This window comes from Saccharopolyspora sp. NPDC003752 (assembly GCF_053605825.1).
Genome location: NZ_JBSGJZ010000024.1, coordinates 1 through 20,255, shown reverse-complemented (window position 1 = coordinate 20,255; position 20,255 = coordinate 1). Strand labels below are relative to the sequence as shown.

16 protein-coding genes are annotated in these 20,255 nt (G+C 68.0%); 13 read left to right on the top strand and 3 right to left on the bottom strand.

Going from position 1 to position 20,255, the window contains the following annotated elements:
• Positions 1-46 precede the first annotated feature (46 nt).
• From ACWEV3_RS27380 to ACWEV3_RS27370, 3 genes are all read left to right on the top strand, one after another.
• Positions 47-1,543 (top strand): flavin-containing monooxygenase, encoded by a 1,497-nt coding sequence (locus ACWEV3_RS27380; protein ID WP_452616638.1) that lies wholly within the window; start codon positions 47-49, stop codon positions 1,541-1,543.
• Between the two features lie 82 nt (positions 1,544-1,625).
• Positions 1,626-2,354: a DUF6319 family protein gene (locus tag ACWEV3_RS27375; RefSeq protein ID WP_452616637.1), complete on the top strand. Its 729-nt coding sequence runs from the start codon at positions 1,626-1,628 to the stop codon at positions 2,352-2,354.
• A 111-nt stretch (positions 2,355-2,465) separates the two neighbouring features.
• Positions 2,466-3,878 (top strand): MFS transporter, encoded by a 1,413-nt coding sequence (locus ACWEV3_RS27370; protein ID WP_452616636.1) that lies wholly within the window; start codon positions 2,466-2,468, stop codon positions 3,876-3,878.
• Positions 3,879-4,025: 147 nt separating this feature from the next.
• Here the strand turns inward: ACWEV3_RS27370 and ACWEV3_RS27365 are convergent, their stop codons facing one another.
• Positions 4,026-5,270 carry a M14 family zinc carboxypeptidase gene (locus ACWEV3_RS27365; protein ID WP_452616635.1) on the bottom strand — a complete coding sequence of 415 codons (1,245 nt, stop codon included), beginning with the start codon at positions 5,268-5,270 and terminating at the stop codon, positions 4,026-4,028.
• 136 nt (positions 5,271-5,406) lie between these two features.
• On the opposite strand from ACWEV3_RS27365, the gene ACWEV3_RS27360 reads away from it, so the two are divergent.
• Entirely contained in the window at positions 5,407-6,555 is a 1,149-nt protein-coding gene (locus ACWEV3_RS27360) for an MFS transporter (protein ID WP_452616634.1), read from the top strand.
• Between the two features lie 322 nt (positions 6,556-6,877).
• Positions 6,878-7,300, top strand: coding sequence for a hypothetical protein (locus ACWEV3_RS27355; RefSeq protein ID WP_452616633.1), 423 nt, complete (start codon positions 6,878-6,880; stop codon positions 7,298-7,300).
• Here the strand turns inward: ACWEV3_RS27355 and ACWEV3_RS27350 are convergent.
• Positions 7,293-7,673, bottom strand: coding sequence for a hypothetical protein (locus ACWEV3_RS27350; protein WP_452616632.1), 381 nt, complete (start codon positions 7,671-7,673; stop codon positions 7,293-7,295). The two genes, ACWEV3_RS27355 and ACWEV3_RS27350, sit on opposite strands and share 8 nt — an antisense overlap.
• A 298-nt stretch (positions 7,674-7,971) precedes the next feature.
• Between ACWEV3_RS27350 and ACWEV3_RS27345 the strand changes: the two genes are divergently transcribed.
• The 8 genes from ACWEV3_RS27345 to ACWEV3_RS27310 all read left to right on the top strand — a co-directional run bounded on the left by ACWEV3_RS27345 (position 7,972) and on the right by ACWEV3_RS27310 (position 19,415).
• Positions 7,972-10,032: a transglycosylase domain-containing protein gene (locus ACWEV3_RS27345; protein ID WP_452616725.1), complete on the top strand. Its 2,061-nt coding sequence runs from the start codon at positions 7,972-7,974 to the stop codon at positions 10,030-10,032.
• Between the two features lie 240 nt (positions 10,033-10,272).
• The gene (locus ACWEV3_RS27340; protein WP_452616631.1) at positions 10,273-10,680 is read left to right on the top strand and encodes a hypothetical protein; all 408 of its coding nucleotides are present in this window, start codon (positions 10,273-10,275) and stop codon (positions 10,678-10,680) included.
• A gap of 311 nt (positions 10,681-10,991) precedes the next feature.
• Positions 10,992-14,993: a golvesin C-terminal-like domain-containing protein gene (locus ACWEV3_RS27335; RefSeq protein ID WP_452616630.1), complete on the top strand. Its 4,002-nt coding sequence runs from the start codon at positions 10,992-10,994 to the stop codon at positions 14,991-14,993.
• A 3-nt stretch (positions 14,994-14,996) separates the two neighbouring features.
• A complete protein-coding gene (locus tag ACWEV3_RS27330) occupies positions 14,997-15,251 on the top strand; it encodes a hypothetical protein (RefSeq protein WP_452616629.1) in 255 nt (84 codons plus the stop codon).
• 126 nt (positions 15,252-15,377) lie between these two features.
• Positions 15,378-16,334, top strand: coding sequence for a CPBP family intramembrane glutamic endopeptidase (locus ACWEV3_RS27325; protein WP_452616628.1), 957 nt, complete (start codon positions 15,378-15,380; stop codon positions 16,332-16,334).
• Between the two features lie 114 nt (positions 16,335-16,448).
• On the top strand, positions 16,449-17,807 hold the full coding sequence (locus ACWEV3_RS27320) for a serine hydrolase domain-containing protein (protein ID WP_452616627.1): 1,359 nt from the start codon (positions 16,449-16,451) through the stop codon (positions 17,805-17,807).
• Positions 17,808-17,973: 166 nt separating this feature from the next.
• Positions 17,974-18,408 (top strand): alternative ribosome rescue aminoacyl-tRNA hydrolase ArfB, encoded by a 435-nt coding sequence (arfB, locus tag ACWEV3_RS27315; RefSeq protein ID WP_452616626.1) that lies wholly within the window; start codon positions 17,974-17,976, stop codon positions 18,406-18,408.
• 62 nt (positions 18,409-18,470) lie between these two features.
• Positions 18,471-19,415: a patatin-like phospholipase family protein gene (locus tag ACWEV3_RS27310; RefSeq protein WP_452616724.1), complete on the top strand. Its 945-nt coding sequence runs from the start codon at positions 18,471-18,473 to the stop codon at positions 19,413-19,415.
• Positions 19,416-19,480: 65 nt separating this feature from the next.
• On the opposite strand, the gene ACWEV3_RS27305 is transcribed toward ACWEV3_RS27310, so the two are convergent.
• Positions 19,481-20,119, bottom strand: coding sequence for a hypothetical protein (locus ACWEV3_RS27305; RefSeq protein ID WP_452616625.1), 639 nt, complete (start codon positions 20,117-20,119; stop codon positions 19,481-19,483).
• Positions 20,120-20,255: the final 136 nt, after the last annotated feature.

Here is a 20,255-nt window from a genome sequence, read left to right as displayed (position 1 = left end):
AGCTACTCCCGGGTAGTCAGTCGTTCCGGTGTCGGAGGAGGACCTGATGGTGCAACGGCAAACGCAGGACCAGCGCAAATACCGGACCTCGGTGATCATCGTCGGGACCGGCTTCTCCGGGCTCGGGATGGCGATCCGGCTCAAGCAGGCCGGGATCAGCGACTTCATCGTGCTGGAGAAGTCCGCCGACCTCGGCGGTACCTGGCGGGACAACACCTACCCGGGCTGCGCCTGCGACGTGCCGTCCTTGATGTACTCGTTCTCCTTCGAGCAGAACCCGTCCTGGTCCCGGATGTTCGCCAGGCAGGGCGAGATCTCCGACTACCTGCAGCACTGCGCGGACAAGTACCGGGTCCGAGACCACATCCACTACGGCGTCGAGTTCACCGGCGCCGAGTACGACGAGGACGCCAGCACCTGGAGGGTGTCCACTGCGGACGGAACCGAGTACGAAGGCCGCGCGCTGGTGTCCGGCGTCGGCGCATTACACATCCCGAGCTACCCGGAACTGCCCGGCGTGGAAGGCTTCGAGGGCGAGGTGTTCCACTCCGCGGAGTGGAACCACGACTTCGACCTGGCGGGCAAGCGGGTCGCGGTGATCGGCACCGGGGCGAGCGCCATCCAGTTCGTGCCGCGCATCGCCAAGGAAGTGGCGCAGCTGCACCTGTTCCAGCGCACCCCGCCGTGGATCCAGCCCAAGCCCGACCGGCCCATCCCGGAGTCGGTGCAGCGCCTGTTCCGCAACGTCCCGCTGGTCCAGCGGGCCGCCCGCGCGGCGCTGTACTGGACCCTCGAAGCGCGCTACTTCGCGGTGTTCAACCGCCGCCTCGGCAAGTTCGCCGAGCAGCTGTCCAAGCGGTACATCCGCAAGGCCGTCAAGGACCCGAAGGTGCGCGCCGCGGTGACCCCGGACTACGCCATGGGCTGCAAGCGGATCCTGCTCTCCAGCGACTACTACCCGGCGCTCAACAGGTCCAACGTGGACCTCGTGACCAGCGGGGTGGCCGAGGTCCGGTCGCGATCCGTGGTCACCGGCGACGGTGAGGAGCACGAGGTCGACGCGATCATCTACGGCACCGGCTTCCACGTCACCGACGCGTTCGACCACCTGAGCATCGTCGGCCGCGACGGGCGCAAGCTGCAGGACGCCTGGCGCAACGGGATGGAGGCCTACCTCGGCATGACCGTCTCCGGCTTCCCGAACCTGTTCTTCCTGCTGGGGCCCAACACTGGGCTCGGGCACAACTCCGTGGTGTTCATGATCGAGTCGCAGATCAACTACGTGCTCAGCTGCCTGCGTCCGATCTGCCGCGACGAGATCGGGCAGATCGACGTGCGGAAGTCGGTGCAGGACGCCTTCAACGCCGAGATCCAGGCCGAACTGGCCGACGAGGTGTGGTCGGCCGGCGGGTGCCGGAGCTGGTACCTCGACGAGAACGGCGTGAACCGCACGATCTGGCCCGGATTCACCTGGAAGTACTGGCAGCGCACCCGGAAGGCCGACCTCGCGGACTACGAGGCGACGGCCGGCCAATCCCGTTGAAGCTTCGCACGGGCGTTCGATATAGTGGTGGCGTCACTGTCTAACAGCCCCGAAGGGGCTCACCCTTGAGCAAGGGGTGGCGATGTCACCGCTGTCGTCCGATGAGCTGCGCGGAATCCGCGAAGAGCTGAACGCCGGAACCACGCCGACGGTGTGGTTCACCGGTTCGGCCGTGGGCGTCCAGGAAGGCCGCTCCGGCAAGGTCGTCGCGCTCGGCGAACCGGCCGAGGGCGACTTCATCCAGGTCCGCCCGGCCGGTTCGAAGGACGTGCTGTCCTTCTCGGCCGCGGAGGTCACGAAGGTCAAACCACCCCGCAAGAAAGCGGCGCCACCCGAGCCGCCGGCAAAACCCGCCGCGAAGCCACGCCCTGCCACCCCGGCACCGGCTCCGGCTGCGGCGAAGCCACCGGCGGCGCAGGAGAAGCCCGCCGCTGCGGTGAAGCCTGCTGCTCCGGCGAAGCCCAAGGCCGCCGCGGCTCCGGCCACTGCGCCGGCGAAGCCGGCTGCGGAGTCGGCGGCACGCCGCAAACCACGACAGGCGAAGCCGATCGGCGGGGCAACGGTGACGCTGACGGCGGACCAGGACGGCCAGTGGAGCGTCGAGGTCAGCGCCGGCAAGAAGCGCGTCGTGCGCCCGACACCCGTCGCAGCGAACGCGGTTGCGCAAGCGGCGAAGGCGCTGCACGACGACGTCGCGGCAGCGGTGGAACCGCTGATCGACGCCGCTCGCGAGCAGCAGCGCCTGCGCGTCGAGCAACTTCGCTCGGAGCTCGCCGCGGCGCAGGCGGCGCTCGACGAACTCGGGAACTGAGTCCCACTGCGCTGAGCCGGATTTCCGTGTCCGAAGCTCGCCAGCATCTGTCGCCGCGCTCCGATTCACTCATGTCAGGTATCAGGCCAGGACATGGTGAAGAGGAGCTCGATGACCGAAACGTTGTCGCGGCGGCGCGGCTCCAGCGGGCAGCTCACCGCGTTGCTGGGTGGGATGTTCCTCGGCAACGTGGACGTGGCCATCGTCAACGTGGCCGCGCCGTCGGTCCGCGATGACCTGGCCGCCTCGGGTGCCGAGCTGGAGCTGATCGTCTCCGGGTACGCGCTCAGCTTCGCGGTGCTGCTGATCACCAGCGCGCGGTTGGGCGAGATGCGCGGCTACCGGCGGATTTTCCTCCTCGGTCTGGCGGTCTTCACGCTCGCGTCGTTGGGCTGCGGGCTCGCGCCAACATCCTTTCTGCTGGTGTGCGCACGGATCGTGCAGGGCGCCGGGGCGGCGTTGATGACTTCGCAGGTGCTGACCGGAATCCAGCTGAACTTCCGGGACGACGAACGCACCCGTGCGCTGGGCTTTTACGCGGTGACCCTCGCGGGCAGTGCCGTGATCGGGCAGGTGCTCGGCGGCCTGCTGGTCTCCGCGGACCTGTTCGGCACCGGGTGGCGTCCGGTCTTCCTGATCAACGTGCCCATCGGCGCGGCCCTGTTCGTGACCGCCTGGTTCTTCCTGCCAACGGACCGGGGACGCAGCACGGAGCGGCTGGACCTGGCAGGAGCGGCGGTCTTGGCCGCGGCGCTCGCGTTGCTCATCGGCCCGATGATCCTGGGGCGGGAGATGGGCTGGCCGATGTGGATGCAGTTGTGCTTGGCGGCCAGCCCGCCCGCGTTCGCGCTGTTCTTCGTCGTCGAACGTCGCGCCGCGCGGCCACTGGTCGAGCTGGGCCTGCTGCGGCGGGCACCGGTGGTGTGGGCGATGGTCGCGCAAACCACAGTGCGGGCCACGTACTTCGCGCTGCTGTTCGTGCTGGCGCTCCACCTCCAGCAAGGGTTGGGGGAGAGCGCGACCTATTCCGGGCTGGTCCTGGTGTCGTGGGTGGCCGCTTTCGGCGTCTCGGGCCCGCTGCTCGGCCGGATTCCCGCACGCTTGAGGAGATCGGCGGCACCGGCCGGGAATCTGCTGCTCGCCGCTGCTTTCGCCGGGATCGGCTCGGGCCGGTGGTGGGCCGCCACGGCCAACGGACCCCTGCTGATCGTCCTGCTCGGTCTCGGCGGGCTGGGGTACGGGGCGGCGTTCAGCGCCACGCTCGACCACCTGACGAGCGTCGTCGAAACCCGCCACGCACCGGACGTGAGCGGACTGTTCAACACCACGTTGCAGGTCGGCGGTGCCGTGGGCGTCGCCGCCTTCGGTGCGATCTACCTGGATCTGGCGCCGTCGAGTGGACCGGAAGCGGTGACCGCCTTCAGCACGGTCGCCTTCGCACTAGCCGCCGCGGCCCTGGCCGCAGCGGCATGTGCCCAGCTCGCGATCCGGACCACCAACCCCCGGCAACTGCCGCAAACCTGATGCGAGCATGGGAACTTTCCTGTCATCCGCCAGCCGGACAGGCGCTGTGACCAGGGGTTTTCCAGAGGCATCCGGTATCGAACGAACGGCGCTCGCCGCCGCGCGGGAACGCAGCTGGCGAGCGCCGCCAGTCGTGTGCTGGGTCCGTCAGTTCTCGATGTCGGTGGTGGTGGTCATGGTCTGCTTGCCGCGGTCGGTGGGCGGGATGCGGTCGTAGGCGGCGGGGTCGAGGTGCTCGACCTGGCCGCTGGCGACCGATGAGAGGATCCCGTCGAGTCCGATGTAGACGGCTCGGGTCAGCATCGCGCGATGCTGCTCGCCCAGCGTCTGGGTCTGGCCGCGCACCTCGAACAGCACCGCGCCGCTGCCGTTGAGCTGGAACGTGCCAAGGCCCGTGCCCGGCAGGTTGGTGTCCTGCGGGTAGAGCGTGATGTTGCCGAATTCCGGATTGCGGTTGGCCGCGGCCTGCAACGCGTTGTACGCGGCCACGTTGAGCTGCTTGGAGTACTCCGGCCGGAAGGAGTCGGCGAACTCGGCGTACGCGGCGCCCTCCGGGGTCGCGGGGTCGGCGACGAACTTGCCGGACAGGCTCAAGGTCACGAACCGGTCGGTACCCGGAACCGTGTAGCAGGCGCCCTGGTGGTGCAGGTCGATGTAGGTGTCGACCGCGCCGAACTCGGCCTGCAGCGAGCGGTAGACATCCCGCACCGACTGCGTCTCCGGGCTGATGAACCAGCCCGGCCGGTCGCTGCTGCCGGGGAAGTCCTGCGGCTGCGGCTGGTAGTCGAGGTCTGGGTTGTAGTCCCGGTTGACGTCGAAGCCGGGCCGCTGCGAGTAGTCGTCCCCCTGCCGGGGCTCGGTGTAGTAGTTCCAGGACGGTGGCGCGGTCGCCAGCTGCGGGAAGCGCGCCTGCACCTCCTGCCACGTCATGTCGTTGCCGCGGCGATCGAGCGCGGCCCCGTCCGGGTTGATCTTCGGCATCGCGACCACGGTCAGCTGCTCGCGGATCTGCTTGGCCCGGCTGGAATCCGAGGTGCCCAGGAAGTCGAGCAGGTCCAGCACAGCATCCGGCCCGGTCTTCTCGTTGCCGTGGATCTCGGCGGTGACGAGCACGACCTTCGGGCCGGTACCGACGCGCGCGAGGAGCATGTCGCGGCCCCGGTTGGATTCGCCGACGGTTTCCACCGCGACGCGACCCGCGCTCACCCGCTCGATCCGGTCGAGCTCGACGAGGACCTCGTCGTAGCTGGTGAACTCGCTGATCGGGTTCTCCCTGGGCTCCTCGCTGCACGGCGGCGGGGCCGCCATCGTCAGCGGTGCGGTGGCCGCTGCGGGAACGAACGCCGATCCCGCGACTACGGCCGCCAGTGCCAGTGCTCGCATCCGATTCATGCAGAAACTCCTCGCCGTCGCAGTGACGGCCCAAGCCAAACCGATCTAGGCGAAAGCCACAATCGGCCATGAGTGCGCATCTCGGACTTCATGGACCGGATGGACAAAGCATGGTCGCGGGGCCTATCAAGAACTCGTGCGAGTCTCGGTTGAATCCCCCGCCAAGGACAGGACGGCGTTGCAGCACCGGTCTTTTCGGCTTCTCCTGGTAGCGACCGTCGGCGGTTTCGCCGGGTATGTGCTGCTGATGCCGGTCCTCCCGCTGTGGGCGGTCGCGGGCGGTGCGGGCGAGGTCGCGGCCGGGGCGACCAACGCCGTCTTCATGCTCGTGACGGTGCTGACCCAGCTGGGCATGCCATGGCTGCTCAAGCGCATCGACCACCGAATCGCTTTCGCGCTGGGCACGGTGGTGATCGGCTTGCCCACCCCGCTGTACGCGCTGTCCAGCGAGCTGTGGCTGCTGCTCGGCGTCTCCTGCTTGCGAGGAGTCGGCTTCGGGCTTCTCACCGTGACCGGCGCCGCCCTGGTGGCAGAGCTCGTGCCCGCCGCGCAACGCGGCCGGGCGGCTGGGCTCTACGGGTTGTCGATCGGGCTGCCGAACGTCCTCTTCCTGCCCGCCGGCGTGTGGCTGACGCAGACGATCGGCTTCGTCCCGCTGTTCTGGATCGCCGGGGCACTACCGGTGGCTGCGACCGCGGCGGCGCTGGGCATGTCGCGCGTGCGGGCCAAGGCGGTGGAGCGGTCCGGCACCTCGGCGTTCCCGCTGGCGCTGCTGCCGTCGTGGACCGTCATGACCACGGCCGCGATCGCAGCCGGCGGGCTCACGGCGTTCCTGCCGCTGGCCATCGCAGGATCGGTGGCCCCGGCGGCGTTGCTGGCCTTCGGCGTCGCCACGATGCTCGGCCGGTGGGCCGCCGGACAGCTCGGCGACCGGCTCGGGCACCACCGGGTTCTGGTGCCCGCCGTGCTGCTGGCCGCCCTGGGCACGGGCCTGCTCGCGGTCGCGGCGTGGGGTGCGGACCCGGTGGCCCTGGCTGGAGCGGCTGCCTTCGGGGCCGGATTCGGCGCGGTGCAGAACATCACCCTGGTCGTGATGTTCGAGCGCACGGCGTCCGGCGTGGCCAGCACCGCCTGGAACATCGCCTACGACGCCGGCCAAGGCCTCGGCTCGATCGGCTTCGGCGCCCTGGTCACGCTGTCCGGCTATCCGGTGACCTTCGCCGTCGCGGCGATCCTCATCGCCATCGGCACGCCCCTGGCCGCCTCCCACCGCCGGCGGGGTTGAGAGCAAGGGAACCTTTCTGTCACCCAACCCCCTCCCGGCGCCGCCGGTCGGAGAGCCGCAGCATGGGAACCTTCCTGTCACTCGCAGCATGGGAACCTTCCTGTCACTCGCCGCGAGAGCCGGGCGGTCGTGGTGACAGAAAGGTTCCCTTCCTGTCACGACGCGTAAGACCTGTGGTGTGTGGTTGGACACATTTCGTGGAATTTCAGCCGGCCGAAGCGCGCTTCAGCGGATCGGCGAATCCGGCCCCGGGTGATCGGGGCGAACAGCCCGTGACGACACCGGGCCACCCGGTCGCTCGGGACCGCCTAGAATTCGGGGTGTGTTCCGCAGCCTGTTGACCCCGCGTTGGCTGCTTCTGCACGCGCTTTTCGTCGTGGCCGCGGTCGCCACCGGCTTCCTTGCCGTGTGGCAGTGGGATCGCGCGCACGAAGCAGGGGGAAGTTTCCAGAACCTCGGCTACGCCTTGCAGTGGCCGCTGTTCGGCGTGTTCACGATCTTCCTGTGGGTCCGGCTGATGCGCATGGAAGCGCACCGGGATCGGGGAGAGGCGGAGCCGGAACCTGCGGAGACCGCGCCTCGGGAAGATGTCGCGCCGCAGGTCGAGGCCCAGTCGGCCGCGCGCCGGAAGCGGCCCCTGGTGCCGCCGCCGGCGGCACCGGTCGGTGCCGAGGATGATCCGGAACTCGCCGCCTACAACCAGTACCTGGCCGACCTGAACAAGTCGGATCGCCGCGCTAGTTGAACGTGATGTTGCCCTCGATGGTGCGCGCCTGGATCAGGTTCTTGACCTCGCCGCGGTTCACGTTGACCACCGCGTTGCCGGAGGCCGAGATCTCCTCGTGCACCTCGGCACCCTCGGTGCGCAGCTCCTCCGCGAACTCGGCGTCCTCCGCGCAAACCTGGTCCAGCCGTTCGGCCAGTGCCTTCACCTGCGGCTGGCCCGCCGAATCCTGTTCGGCGGCTTCGAGCGCGGCCCTCGTCTCCGGATCGTTCTGAGACCTCCGGCGCAGGAGGTCGCGGACCTTCTCCAACGCCTGCTTTCCGGCAGCGCCGAGCGCGGTGGCGGCTTGCCCAGCGAGCGCCGTGGCCAGCGAATCCAGGAACGGGTCGGTCATTTTTCCTCCGCGGTGATCGACTCCGGTGGTCACCAAGTGTAGTGATCCGGGCCAGGAGCGTGGGGCTGTCGGCGGAGACTCGGCCGTTCGGTGCAACGCCGCGCGGATCGGCGGATGTGATATCAACGAATCGACTGACAGCTAGGGAGAAGCGGGCGTCGGCCGATGCCGACGGGACGCTCCCGGGCCGATCGTTGGACGAGCGGGGGCGGGCCCCAGGTGGGCCCTGCGATCGGCGGTCGAGTCGGGTGGACATTTGGTGATTGGGGCTGGCGTGCGCGGCGGCGTGCTGTTGAAGATGTTCGGACTGTGCGTCCTGGCCGGTGTGCTGGTGGCGGCGTTGTTGCTGCCGATGGCGACCGGGGCCGGGGCGATGGTCAACCAGACGAGCGACGCCATGTCGAAGATGTCGGGTTCCCTGGCGAGGCGCGACATGCCGCAGGTGTCCACCATCATGGACAAGGACGGCGAACCGATCGCGTACTTCTTCGACCAGTACCGCATCGAAACGCCGCCGGATCAGGTCTCGGACACCATGAAGGCCGCGATCACCGCGGTCGAGGACAAGCGCTTCTGGGACCACGGCGGCGTGGACTGGCACGGCACCATGCGCGCGCTGGCGACCAACGTCAGCAGCGGTGAGGCGGCGCAGGGCGCGTCCACGATCACCCAGCAGTACGTGAAGAACTACCTCGTGCACGTCGCGGCGGACTCCGAGGTGGAGGCCGAGAAGGCCAAGGAATCGACGATCGCCCGAAAGCTCCGCGAGGCGAAGATCGCCGTCGAACTCGAACACACCATGACCAAGGAGGAGATCCTTACCGGATACCTCAACGTGGTGCCGTTCGGAAACCAGACCTTCGGCGTCGGCGCGGCCGCCCAGACCTACTTCGGCACCACGTCCGACAAGCTGACCATCGCCCAGGCCGCGCTGCTCGCCGCGATCGTCAACCAGCCCGGTTCGCTGAACCCCAACAGCAACCCGCAAGACGCGATGCAGCGCCGCAACCTCGTGATCGACCTGATGGCGGACCCGAACAACAACATCCGCATCACCAAGGAAGACGCGGAGCGGGCCAAGCAGGAACCGCTCGGCGTGATGTCGCCGCTCGGCCGGCCGCCGAACGGCTGCGCCGGCGTCGGTGACGGTGCCACCGACGGCTTCTTCTGCACCTACGTCACGGACTACCTGAACCGGCTCGGCATCGACAAGGACAAGCTGAAGACCGGCGGCTACACGGTCCGCACGACGCTCGACCGCAAGGCCACCGACGCGGCCAAGGCCGCCGCCGAAGCCCAGGTGCCGACCCAGACCGATGGCATCGCCAACGCGATGGCGATGGTCGAGCCCGGCAAGGACAAGCACAAGGTGCGGGCGCTGGTCGCCAACCGCGACTACGGCAACGACGCGAGCAAGGGCCAGACGGCGTACGACATCGTCAGCCGGGTGCAGCCCTTCGGTGCGGGCTCGGTCTACAAGGTGTTCACCGCGGCCTCCGCGATCGAGCAGGGCATGAGCGTCTACGACACGATCGACGTGCCACCGTCCTACACCTCCCGCGTGTACAAGAACGGCACCGCGCCGTACACCGTCTCCAACGCCGACGGCGTGCAGCCGGGGCCGAGGACGCTGCAGATGGCGCTGGCCACGTCGCCGAACACGGCGTTCGTGGCACTGTCGGAAAGGGCCGGCCTCAACAACGTCGTGGACATGGCCTCGCGCCTCGGGTTGCGGGTCGGCATGAACGGGGTCAACTCCAGCGGTCTTCCCCTGAAGGCCGATGGCTCGAACGGCCCGTCCCAGGCCGACGTGATCAAGAAGGGCAACCGGGGCGCATTCACCCTCGGTTACACCCCGACGAGCGTGCTGGAGCTGTCCAACGTCGGGGCGACGATCATGAGCGGCGGCGTCTACTGCCCGCCGACGCCGATCGAGGAAATCAAGGACCGGCACGGCAACCCGCTGCAGCTCAACGAGGCCGCATGCGAGCAGGCGGTGTCCCCGCAGGTGGCGGCGGCCCTGGCGCAGGGCATGAGCAAGGACGACACCGACGGCACATCGCGCCAGGCAGCGCAGAGCGTCGGCTGGAATCGGCCCATGATCGGCAAGACCGGGACGACCCAGGCGCACCAGTCGGCAGCGTTCCTCGCTGCGACTCCCCAGATGTCCGGTGCGGTCCTGACCTACGCCGACGGCAGCACCCCCCAGGGGATCTGCGACGGCGGCGGTGACGCGCCCCCGTACTTGTGCGGGAAGAACGGCGGGAACATCTACGGTGGCAAGGTGCCGGCCCGGACCTGGTTCGCCGCGATGACGAAGGTCCACGAAGGCCTGCCACCGGCGCCGCTGCCCAGTTGACCTGGCACTGCTCAGGCCTGAAGCCCGTGCTCACACCGTGAGCACGGGCTTTTTCATGTCGTGAAAACGGGAATTTTCCGTTCAAAAGAAGAATTGGTCCGCGGTGGTACCGCCATCGGCGTTCCGCTTTTGAAGAATTGCGTGACGTTGATTACGTGGTGCCCGAAATGGTCGCCTTGATATATTTGGCTCGAATGTGGCTCTGGGGCTCTTTGGATTCTGCTGAGGGGATTGTGCTGCATGCTGGCTTCATTTGGAAAAACGGGAATTCGCGCGCTGGTTCTAATGCTCACCGTGCTCGGCTGCATGGGTGCAATGCTCGGAACCGCCAATGCTGCCGGAATAACCTGCCGGGATATCGGAAACGGATTGCTGTGCTCGAACCGGATCGGTAATCACCACTTCGACGTCTGGTACGACAAGCGCGCCGGGGATTCGGTCGACGTCATGCTCGGATGGCGGAACATGGACGGCGGTATCACGCCCCACAACGAGTGGTTCACGCTCCGCCCCGGCCAGCGCGCCTTCCACTCGTTCCCCGGTGGGCCCGGCGCGAACTGGTGCGCCTACGCGAACCTGTTCTCCCGGCCGACCAGCGCCCCCGGCGCGACGCCGCAGAATTTCTACGGCGCACTGGATTGTCCGTGAGTTCCTCTTCTCGCCGCTGACCGAAACGGTTTCGGTCAGCGGCGATAAATCGTGCATCCTGTTCCACTCCACTGCGATCAGCAGATTTCGACTCATGTTCGATCTGCGGTCCGGCGGAGTTCTTCGTGCTGCGTAAAAAATCGGAATGGAGTTGGGGAGTGTTCCGAAGATGGATCTGCGCAGGAGTGCTTGCCGTGCTGTTGCCGGCCGTGCTGATGCCGGCGACGCAGGCCTTTTCTTCACCACCAGGTGTCGCAGAAGCGGCACCTGCGGGGCAGCAGGGTGTCGGCAGACCGGAGCCGCCTCCGCAAGTGGCTCCGGAGAAGCGCGACGAACTGCTCTCCGAACGATGGCGTTCCTCCGATGACATCGCGTGGGCGACGTCCGGCGACGCATTCGGATTCCACGTCCTGGTGGCCGAAGCGCGCACCGGATACAGCTGGCGGACTGCAGCAACCCTGTCGGAACCCGGTGTCGCCGCCGACCAGTGGATCGGCAATGCCTGCCTGGCGAGCTCGGGCAAGCGGCTCGCCGTGGCATACGCGCCGCGCACCTTCACCAACGACGCCGCGCTCTCCGGTCGCGGCGCGTTCACCGCGGTCGTCGACCTCATCGACGGCTCTGTGGTGAAGCTCCCGATGCGGAGCAGCACCGCGCACTTCAACCCCGGTTGCGGTGCCGACGATCGCGCCGTCTTCACCCAGGAAGGCCACGAGGACAAGGGGCTCACCCGGCTGGTCGAGGTCGACGTAGCGCGCGGTGCGGTCGCCGATGCGATCGTCACAGCAGGTCAGGTGACCTCGGCGGTGCCGACGTCGCGCGGCGTCCTCGCCGCCAACGGTTCCCGGGTGGTGAGCGTTTCTCCGTCCGGGAACCAGGAGGTTCAGGCCGACGTCGCCGGGACCCCGTTCGAACTGCACCCGGATGCCGACGGTGGTCTGGTCTTCCTGGAACGCTCCGGAGACCGTGTGACCGTGCAGCGGCTCCACGATGACGATATTCGTGGTTTGGCGACAGGAAAGCTTTCCCACCTGCGGGTTTCTTCTGGAGCACGCGGGCAGGTCTTCATCACCGGCGAGGGCGGAGCGGCCGGAGACCTGCCGCGTTCGGTCCGGAAGCTCGACGTCCCGGCCCGCGCTCGACCGTCCACTTCGGGCGAACTGGTGCTCACGGACGTCGGGCCGCGGAAGGACGCCGAGGGCCGCCCCGCCGCGCCGTTCCCAGCGGAATCGGCCGAGCCGGTCGAGATCGCCGCCGAGGTGCTGGCTACCGGCGCACGGCTCGACTTCGGCGTGGTGCCGGAATCCGATCGCGGCCCGGATGGAAACGAGCCTTCTCCCGGACTCGACCTGACCGAAGTGGACAGCGGCCTGCAGAGCGCAGCGGACCCGACCGACCCCGACCGCAGTTGCGCGGTGGTGCGCAACGATCCGCGGACGCAGGTCTACCAGCCCACCAAGCGCCAGGTGGAGTGGGCGGCCAACCAGGCGGTGCAGCACAACCTGTTCCCGCCGCGACCCGCCAACTGGAAGCAGTCGGGACTGCCGGCGTGGACGCCGCAAGCGATGTTCCCGCCCGTCCCCTTGGAAGGCGGTGGTGAGGTTCCGGCGCAGATCATGCTCGGCGTGCTCACCCAGGAATCGAACATGGCGCAGGCCAGCTGGCACGCCCTGCCCGGTGTGACCGGCAATCCGCTGATCGGCAACTACTACGGGACCGAGGTCTACGACGAGAACCCGGGCAACGACTGGGACGTCGACTTCGCCGAGGCCGACTGCGGCTACGGCATGGCGCAGGTCACCGACCACATGCGCCGGGCGGGCCACGAACGGCCGGGAGACCTCCCGGCGTGGCCGGCCGACAAGCAACGTGCGGTCGCGCTGGACTACGCCACGAACCTGGCTGCCGGCCTGCAGATCCTGCAGCAGAAGTGGAACGCCACGCATTCGGCGGGGATGGTCGTCAACAACGGCGACCCCTCGAAGATCGAGAACTGGTTCTACGCCCTGTGGGCCTACAACAGCGGCTTCTACCCGCAGGGCAGCGACCCGAGCGGCCAATGGGGCGTGGGCTGGTTCAACAACCCGGTGAATCCCCGCTATCCCGCCGACCGGAATCCGTTCCTGGAGTTCACCTACCACGACGCGTCGCATCCGCAGGACTGGCCGTACCCGGAGAAGGTGATCGGCTGGGCCGGTCATCCGCTGGCCGACGCGGACGGCGCCGGATACCGGGCCGCGTGGTGGAACGACGGCCCCGCACCCGGCGCGGAGAACCGCGAGACGGCGAAGCCACCGGTGGAGCTGTTCTGCGACGCGCGCAACTCGTGCGACCCGGCCGCCGCCGAAGCATGCCTGCGCGCGGACTTCAAGTGCTGGTTCCACTGGCCGGCGACCTGGAAGGCGGACTGCGGCTACAGCTGCGGCAACGAATTCATCAGGTTCGACACCACCTACCCGGAACAGCCCGACGGCAACAAGTATCCGCCCGCCTGCGATCTCGACGGGCTGCCGCCCAACGCACTGATCGTCGATGACGTGCCGGATTCGGTGCCGCCGGTGCGGACCACGGACCGCCACGGCAACAAATGCGTCCGCCCGCACACCAACAGCGGCACGTTCGACCTGAACTTCGCCACCGATGCCCAGGGGCGCCATCCGTCCAAGGTGGACTTCCACCAGATCGGAGGCGGGTTCGGCGGGCACTTCTGGTTCGCCCACACCCGCCAGCCCGGCGCGTGGGGCGGCAAGATGGACGTCACCGGAACCTGGACGCTGGACCGGCCGCACACCGGGCCGATGAAGATCATGGTCGCGCTGCCGGACCACGGGGCGCACACCAACCTGGCCGACTACCGGGTGAACGCTCGGCCGGGCGAGCGGTCCCGGGTGACGAAGCAACCCGGCGAGGGCAACCGCTGGGTGTCCATCGGGGCCTACATGTTCGACAACGTCGTTCCCCGGGTGACACTGAGCTCGGTGACACCCGACGGCACGGGCGATGAGGACATCGCCTTCGACGCGGTGGCGTTCATCCCGATCCAAGGCGAGTACCGCGAGGAATCGATCGAAGCGGTCGCGGTGTTCGACGAGGACCAGAACATCGACACCTCGGCGCCGGGCGCCTGGCTCGCCGGGCCGTTGGCCGGGCGGCAAGCGCTGCACGACTGGGCGATCGAACGGTCGAACGCGATCCTGGCGCAGCCCGGTGCGCCGAGCAACGTCGCGCGAGCGGTGCGGGCCTGGCAGGACGAGGTCCGACTGTCCGGCGTCGACCCGGTGAACCATCCCGACGGGCACAGCATCGCCCGCTGGATCCACTTCGCCAACTCCTACCTGGACCGGCCGAGCAGCGACCAACGGCCGGCCGGCTTCGACGACGACGCCCGGTACAAGATCCGGACCAAGGCGACGGTGTCGTTCGTGGTCGACGGCGGCAAGCAGGTCATCCCCGGATCGGAATCGGTCGTCTACTCGCACCGGACGGCGGACACCCACCTGCCGCCGTTCGTGCTCGACCTCATCCGCGCGATCAACTCCGATTACGAGGTGCCCGAGCCCGACCTGACCTATCGGATGCAGAACCTCAACGAGCACAACAGCGCCTGGACGACGGCGAACCCGATGCGGGACGCAATCCTGCCCGGCGGGGTCTACGGGTCCGGTGGGACGGCACCGCAGCTGGTCGACGCGGCGGGGAAGCCGACCGCTGGGGCGGCCGCGTGCGTGCGCGCCACCACATCGGCGGGTGGAACCATCGGCTACCGGCCGATGCTGGCGGAGGCCGGCCCGGCGGATGCGATGCTGCAGTACAGCAACCGGATCCGCGGCGATGCCCGAATTGCGCCGGGCATCGGCGTCCTGGTCGAGGACATCCGCAAGATGTTCTTCGCCCGGGACGGTTTGAACGGAGTCGAGACATCGCTGTTCGCCGTGGCGCCGCCGATCTGGCAAGAGCTCCGCTTCGACGCGTGCGCCGATGGGACGGTCCGGAAAGTCGATCCCCATTCGCCGATATTGCGGGCGAGCCTGATGCCCGACCAGTACCTCTACCACAACAACACGGCCATCAGCCGCGACGGCGTTCGCACCGGGAGCAACGGTCCGGTTCTGAAGGGAGATTTCTTCCGCTTCAGCAACCTTCCCGAGACATCATCGGAAACGCCCTGGGGGCAATGCCAGCCGATTGGTCCCGATCGGTTCGGAAATCCGTGGACCATCAACCCCGATCTCGTATTGAAACCGAAGGACTACGAGTTCAGGAGGTTCTGCTCGGATGGGACGCTCGACCCAGACCCCGCGCACAGCTGGTGATTCATGATCATTCCTGCGCTCGTACTCATCCTCGGGGTGGCGGCGCTATGGGTGGGAGTCGCGTTGGCTCCGCTGAAGCGCGTGGTGACGAGGGTCGTGTTCCTCGCCGTCCACATAGCCGTGTCGATCGCGCTTTTCGCCTGGGGCGTGTGGGGTGCTCGAGACTGGTCGGTGTACGTGTTCCTCGGCATCGCTGTGGGGCCCGGTTCGGCCGTCAGCGCGATCCGCATCCTGCGGGCGATCGCCCGAAAGGAGTGAGGTCGATGAGCTGTCGCGTGTGATCCGTCACCGGAGATGTACGCAAGGGGCTCCCGTCGTTTCGTGCGACGGGAGCCCCTTGCCTGCAGGGCCCGGCTCTCAGCGAGGTTTTGGCAAACTGGCGAAGTGAGCACTGACCAGGACCGAGTGGATGTCCGCGGCGTTGTCAGTTTCGTCGCAATCGCCTATTTGCCGGCGTGGCTGCTGACCCTGCCGCTCTGGTTGACCGGTGAAGGACTGTCGTGGAGTTGGGCGCCCCTCGTCCTCTTCCTCATGATGTTCATGCCGGCGGTGGCGGCATTGGTGGTCACCAAGTGGATCAGCCCGCGGCCGAAGGTGCTTCGAGGGCTGGGAATCACCAACCCCGGCGGCATCAAGAAGTGGTGGCCCTACGCGCTGATCGCCTGGCTGGGGCCGCCGCTGGTGGCGACCTTCGCGCTGATGGTGGGCTACCTGCTCGGGGTGTACCAGGCCGATTGGACGGGTTTCTCCGGGCTGGCCGAGCAGTTCGGTGGCACCGTGGTGGGCGCGGAGCCCGAGACGTCGCCCGGGATGCTCGCGCTCACGCAGATCGCCGCGGTCTTCGGGCTGGGCTGGCTGCAGGTCATCCCCGCGCTGGGTGAAGAACTGGGCTGGCGGGGCTACCTCACGCAGGCGCTGCTGCCCCTCGGGCAGCCCGGCGCGTTCCTGACGACCGGCGTGCTGTGGGGCCTGTGGCACGCACCGGTCCTGATCCTCGGCTACAACTACCCGACGCTGCCGATCGTGGTGGCGTTCATCATGATGGTGTGCTTCTGCACCCTGGTGGGAACGCTGCTGGGCTGGCTCAGGCTCGCGTCGCGCAGCGTCTGGCCGGCGGTCATCGCGCACGGATTCCTCAACGCGGCGGCTGGTTTGGGCATGGTCTTCAGCATGGCCGGGCACCCGGTCGACAACGCGTCGACGGGGCTCCTCGGATGGAGCGGGTGGATCGTGCTCGCTCTGCTCATCCTGGTGCTCGTCATGCTCGGGAAGCTCCCGGTGCGGTTCCCGGTGAAGACGACCGGGATCTCCCGAGGAGTCAACCGCCGCACCCGCCGCTGACGGGTTTCGGTGCGAGCATGGGAACCTTCCTGTCACTCGCACCCGAGCCGCAGGCCGGTCGCGGGACTCCGAATGCTTCAACACCGCTTTTCACAGGGGTGGAAGCATGGAGGCATGACGAGTCTGCTGCCCTCCACCCAGAGAGCCCTCCTGCGTCGCCTGGCCGTGGAGCAGAGTGAAAACCGTGTTCCCTCGCTGATCGCGGGGCTGATCCGCGACGGCGAGACGATCTGGGTGGACAGCCGTGGGCAGGTCGGCGGCCGGCCCTCCACAACGGACACCCAGTACCGGGTCGGTTCGATCACGAAGACCTTCGTCGCCGTGCTCGTGATGCGCTTGCGCGACGAAGGCCGCCTCGACCTCGCCGACAAGCTCGACGACTACATCCCGGGCACCTCGATCGGCAAGCGGAGCATCGGTGAAATCCTTTCGCAATCAAGCGGCTTGACCGCGGAACCCGCCGGGCAGTGGTGGGAGCGAACCCCAGGCGGCAGTGCCGAGGAACTCGTGGCCAGCATCGACGAAACCGCGCTGCGCCCGACGCCTCGCCACGGCTTCCACTACTCCAATGTCGGTTTCGGTGTGCTGGGGGAGCTGGTGTCGCGGCTGCGCGGAGCCCCTTGGGGCGAGGTGCTGCAGCGCGAGATCCTCGAGCCGCTCGAGATGAAGCGCACCACGCTCAGCCCGGTCGCGCCGCACGCGGAGGGATTCGCCGTGCACCCGTGGGCGGACGTGGTGCTTCCCGAGCCCGCCGAGGACGCGGGAGCAATGGCCCCTGCCGGCCAGCTTTGGTCGACCTTCGACGACATGGCTCGGTGGGCGCGTTTCGTGATCGGCGACAGCGGCGAGGTGCTGCACCCGGACACCGTCGCCGAGATGCGATCCCCGGCGTCGGTCGACGACGGCGCCGAATGGCGAGGCGGTTACGGGCTCGGGCTGCAGCTGCTGCGGCACGGCGGACGTCGGCTCGCCGGTCATTCAGGATCGATGCCCGGATTCCTGGCATCCGTCTGGGCAGACCCCGCCGAGAACACCGGGGTGATCTTCATGGCCAACACCACGGCGGGCGTCACGGGTCTGTTCGCGACCGACCTGCTGGACCTGCTCGCGAAGCACGAGCCCCGAATCCCGGCCCCGTGGGAACCCCGCGGCGACGCGGACCTGCGGCTCCTGGAGCTCACCGGCCAGTGGTACTGGGGGCCGACGCCCTACGTGTTGCGGGTGCGCCGCGACGGTCTGCTCGACCTCTCGCCGTGGCAGGGGCGCGGGCGGGCCTCCCGATTCCGGGCCAACCCGGATGGCACCTGGACCGGGCTGGACGGCTACTACTCGGGTGAAATCCTGCGCGTGGGGCGCAACGACGACGGTGTGCCCACCCACCTCGACCTGAACACGTTCATCTTCACCCGCACGCCATACGCCCCCGACGCCCCGGTGCCCGGCGGTGTGGCCGGCTGGCGCCCGGCTAAGTAACCCGCGGCTGGCGTTGAAAGCATGGGAACCTTCCTGTCAGAGCGGTGACAGGAAGGTTCCCATGCTTCAGCCTTCGATCTGCCAACTCGGATGGGAGCCCGGGCGTTGTGGTAGGCGAGGTGCAGCCGCAGGACCGGCCAAAACAGCGTGAGGCATGCTGACTGGTATGCCCGCAGACTTGCCCGTCACCAGCCGCTGGACGATCCCTGCGCTCGAGCTCTCGGAGCGCTTCTCGCGGTCCTCCGGCCCTGGAGGGCAGGGCGTCAACACAACGGACTCGCGTGTCGAACTGTCCTTCGACCTCGCGCGCTCGACGTCGCTCCCCGAAGCTCTGCGGGACCGTGCCGTGGAACGCCTCGCCCACCGGCTCGTCGACGGCGTGCTCACGATCGCAGCCTCCGAGAATCGCGCGCAGCTCGCCAACCGACAGGCCGCTCGGGAACGGATGGCCAGGCTGCTCGCCGAGGCAGTTACCCCGCCTGCCCCGAAGCGTCGGCCCACCAAACCGACCAAGGGTTCGCAGCAACGTCGGCTCGCTGGTAAGAAGCGGCGTGCGGAGGTAAAACGGCAGCGCCGTCGAGGTGATCCCGGCGACGCCTGACGTGTGCTGCGAGTGTGCGCGGCTAGCCTCGGAAGAAGACGAACGCAGAAGGGACATTGCTGATGCGCACGGCATGGGTCTTGCCAGGTGGCTCCACCTTCGGGGCGATCCAGGCTGGCCTGGTTACGGCATTGTTCGAGGCCGGTATCGAACCCGACCTGCTCGTCGGGACCTCTGCAGGCTCGCTGAACGCGGCATGGCTCGCCGGCGACCCAACACCGCGCGGGGCGGCGAAGCTCCGCGAGCTGTGGATGTCGATGCGGCGCACAGATGTCTTCCCGATCCAGCCCAGCCGGATACTCGCAGGGAAGATCGGGCTGTCGAACCACGTCATGGGAAATCACGGGCTGGCGCGCTGGCTGCACAACAACCTGCCGTTCCGCCGATTGGAAGACGCGCAGATCCCGGTGACCGTGACCGCAACGGATCTGGACTCCGGCGATCCGGTGTACTTCGAGAGCGGCCCTGCGCTTCCTCCGCTGGTGGCTTCGTGCTCGATTCCCGGCATGTTCCCGCCGGTGAAGGTGGGGGACCGCTGGCTGGTGGACGGTGGCCCAGCGGCGTTCATGCCGATCAGTCGCGCCGTCGAGCGTGGGGCGGAGCGCGTTTACGTGCTGCCATGCGGAGGCACCGAGCCTTTCGAGTTCAGCCAGCGCAGGCGGGGGATCGGTTCGATCGCGACCTGGCCGCCGCCGAAGACGCCACCACGGTCGGTCGGCGGGGTGAACGGTGCGGCGCTCGGCGCGGCGATGGTGTCCGCGGCACGGCTCGACCTGCAGTTGAACGCGACGCGCTGTGAGCTCTACGTTGTGCCAGCCCCGTCGGTGGCCGGTCTCTCGCCGTATTCCTTCGCGCACGCAGAGGCCCTGATCAACGCCTCATGGGAGATCGCCAAGAAGTGGTGCCCGACGGCCAAGCCGGTGCCGTCCGGCCCCGTCGACATCGGCGGAAACCCGATCGCAAGCGGCCGGTTCGGGGTCTCCGAATCCGCGCCCAGCACCAACTGACCAGACGCTGAAAGCATGGGAACTTTCCTGCCACGGTGACAGGAAAGTTCCCATGCTTTCGTCGGTCAGGCCCGAATCGGGGCTTCTTCGGGCAGCTCGTCCACGGCGAGTCGCTCCGACGGTGTGGTTGCCGGGCGGGCGAGCGTCACCGCGACGTTGACCAGGACGTTCGCGGCGAGACCGAGCAGACCAGCGTTGATGCCGAGCCACGGGTCGTTTCCAGTGAGGACGAGCGACGCGACGACCACCACCCCGGCAGCGAGCCCGGAGGCGGCCGCCGCAGTCGACATGCGCTTCCAAAGCAAGCTGATGAGTACCACCGGCAAGAGTTGCGCGAGTCCTTGATACGAGAGGACCGACAATTGCACCAGGGTGCTCGGTGAAATGAACGTGAAAAGCAGTGCCACCAACCCGACGACGAACGTGACCAGCTGAGACAGCTGCTTCTGGTGCGGCGCTGTCCGGGGATGCACGCCCAGGACGGACCGTCCCCACATCGTGCCGATCACGAGCATGAAGACAGCCATCGGAACGATCGACGACAACGCCCCGGCGACCCCGACGAGCCCGACGAGCCAAGCCGGCATCGAGTCGACGACGAGCTTGAACATCGCCAGATTGGAATCGTCGAGCCCCGGGACGACGAACACCGCGGCCAAGCCCAGCAGGATCGGAACGAACAGCAACACCTGGTAGAAGGGCATGATGATCGCGTTGCGGCGTAGTACGCCCGGATTCTTGGCACTGAGGTTGCCCCTGTAAGCCGGACACCCTGATCCCAGGCAAGTTGCCTGAGCAAGGATGTCCCTGTGTCAGGTTCATCGAAGTATCCCGAGCAGT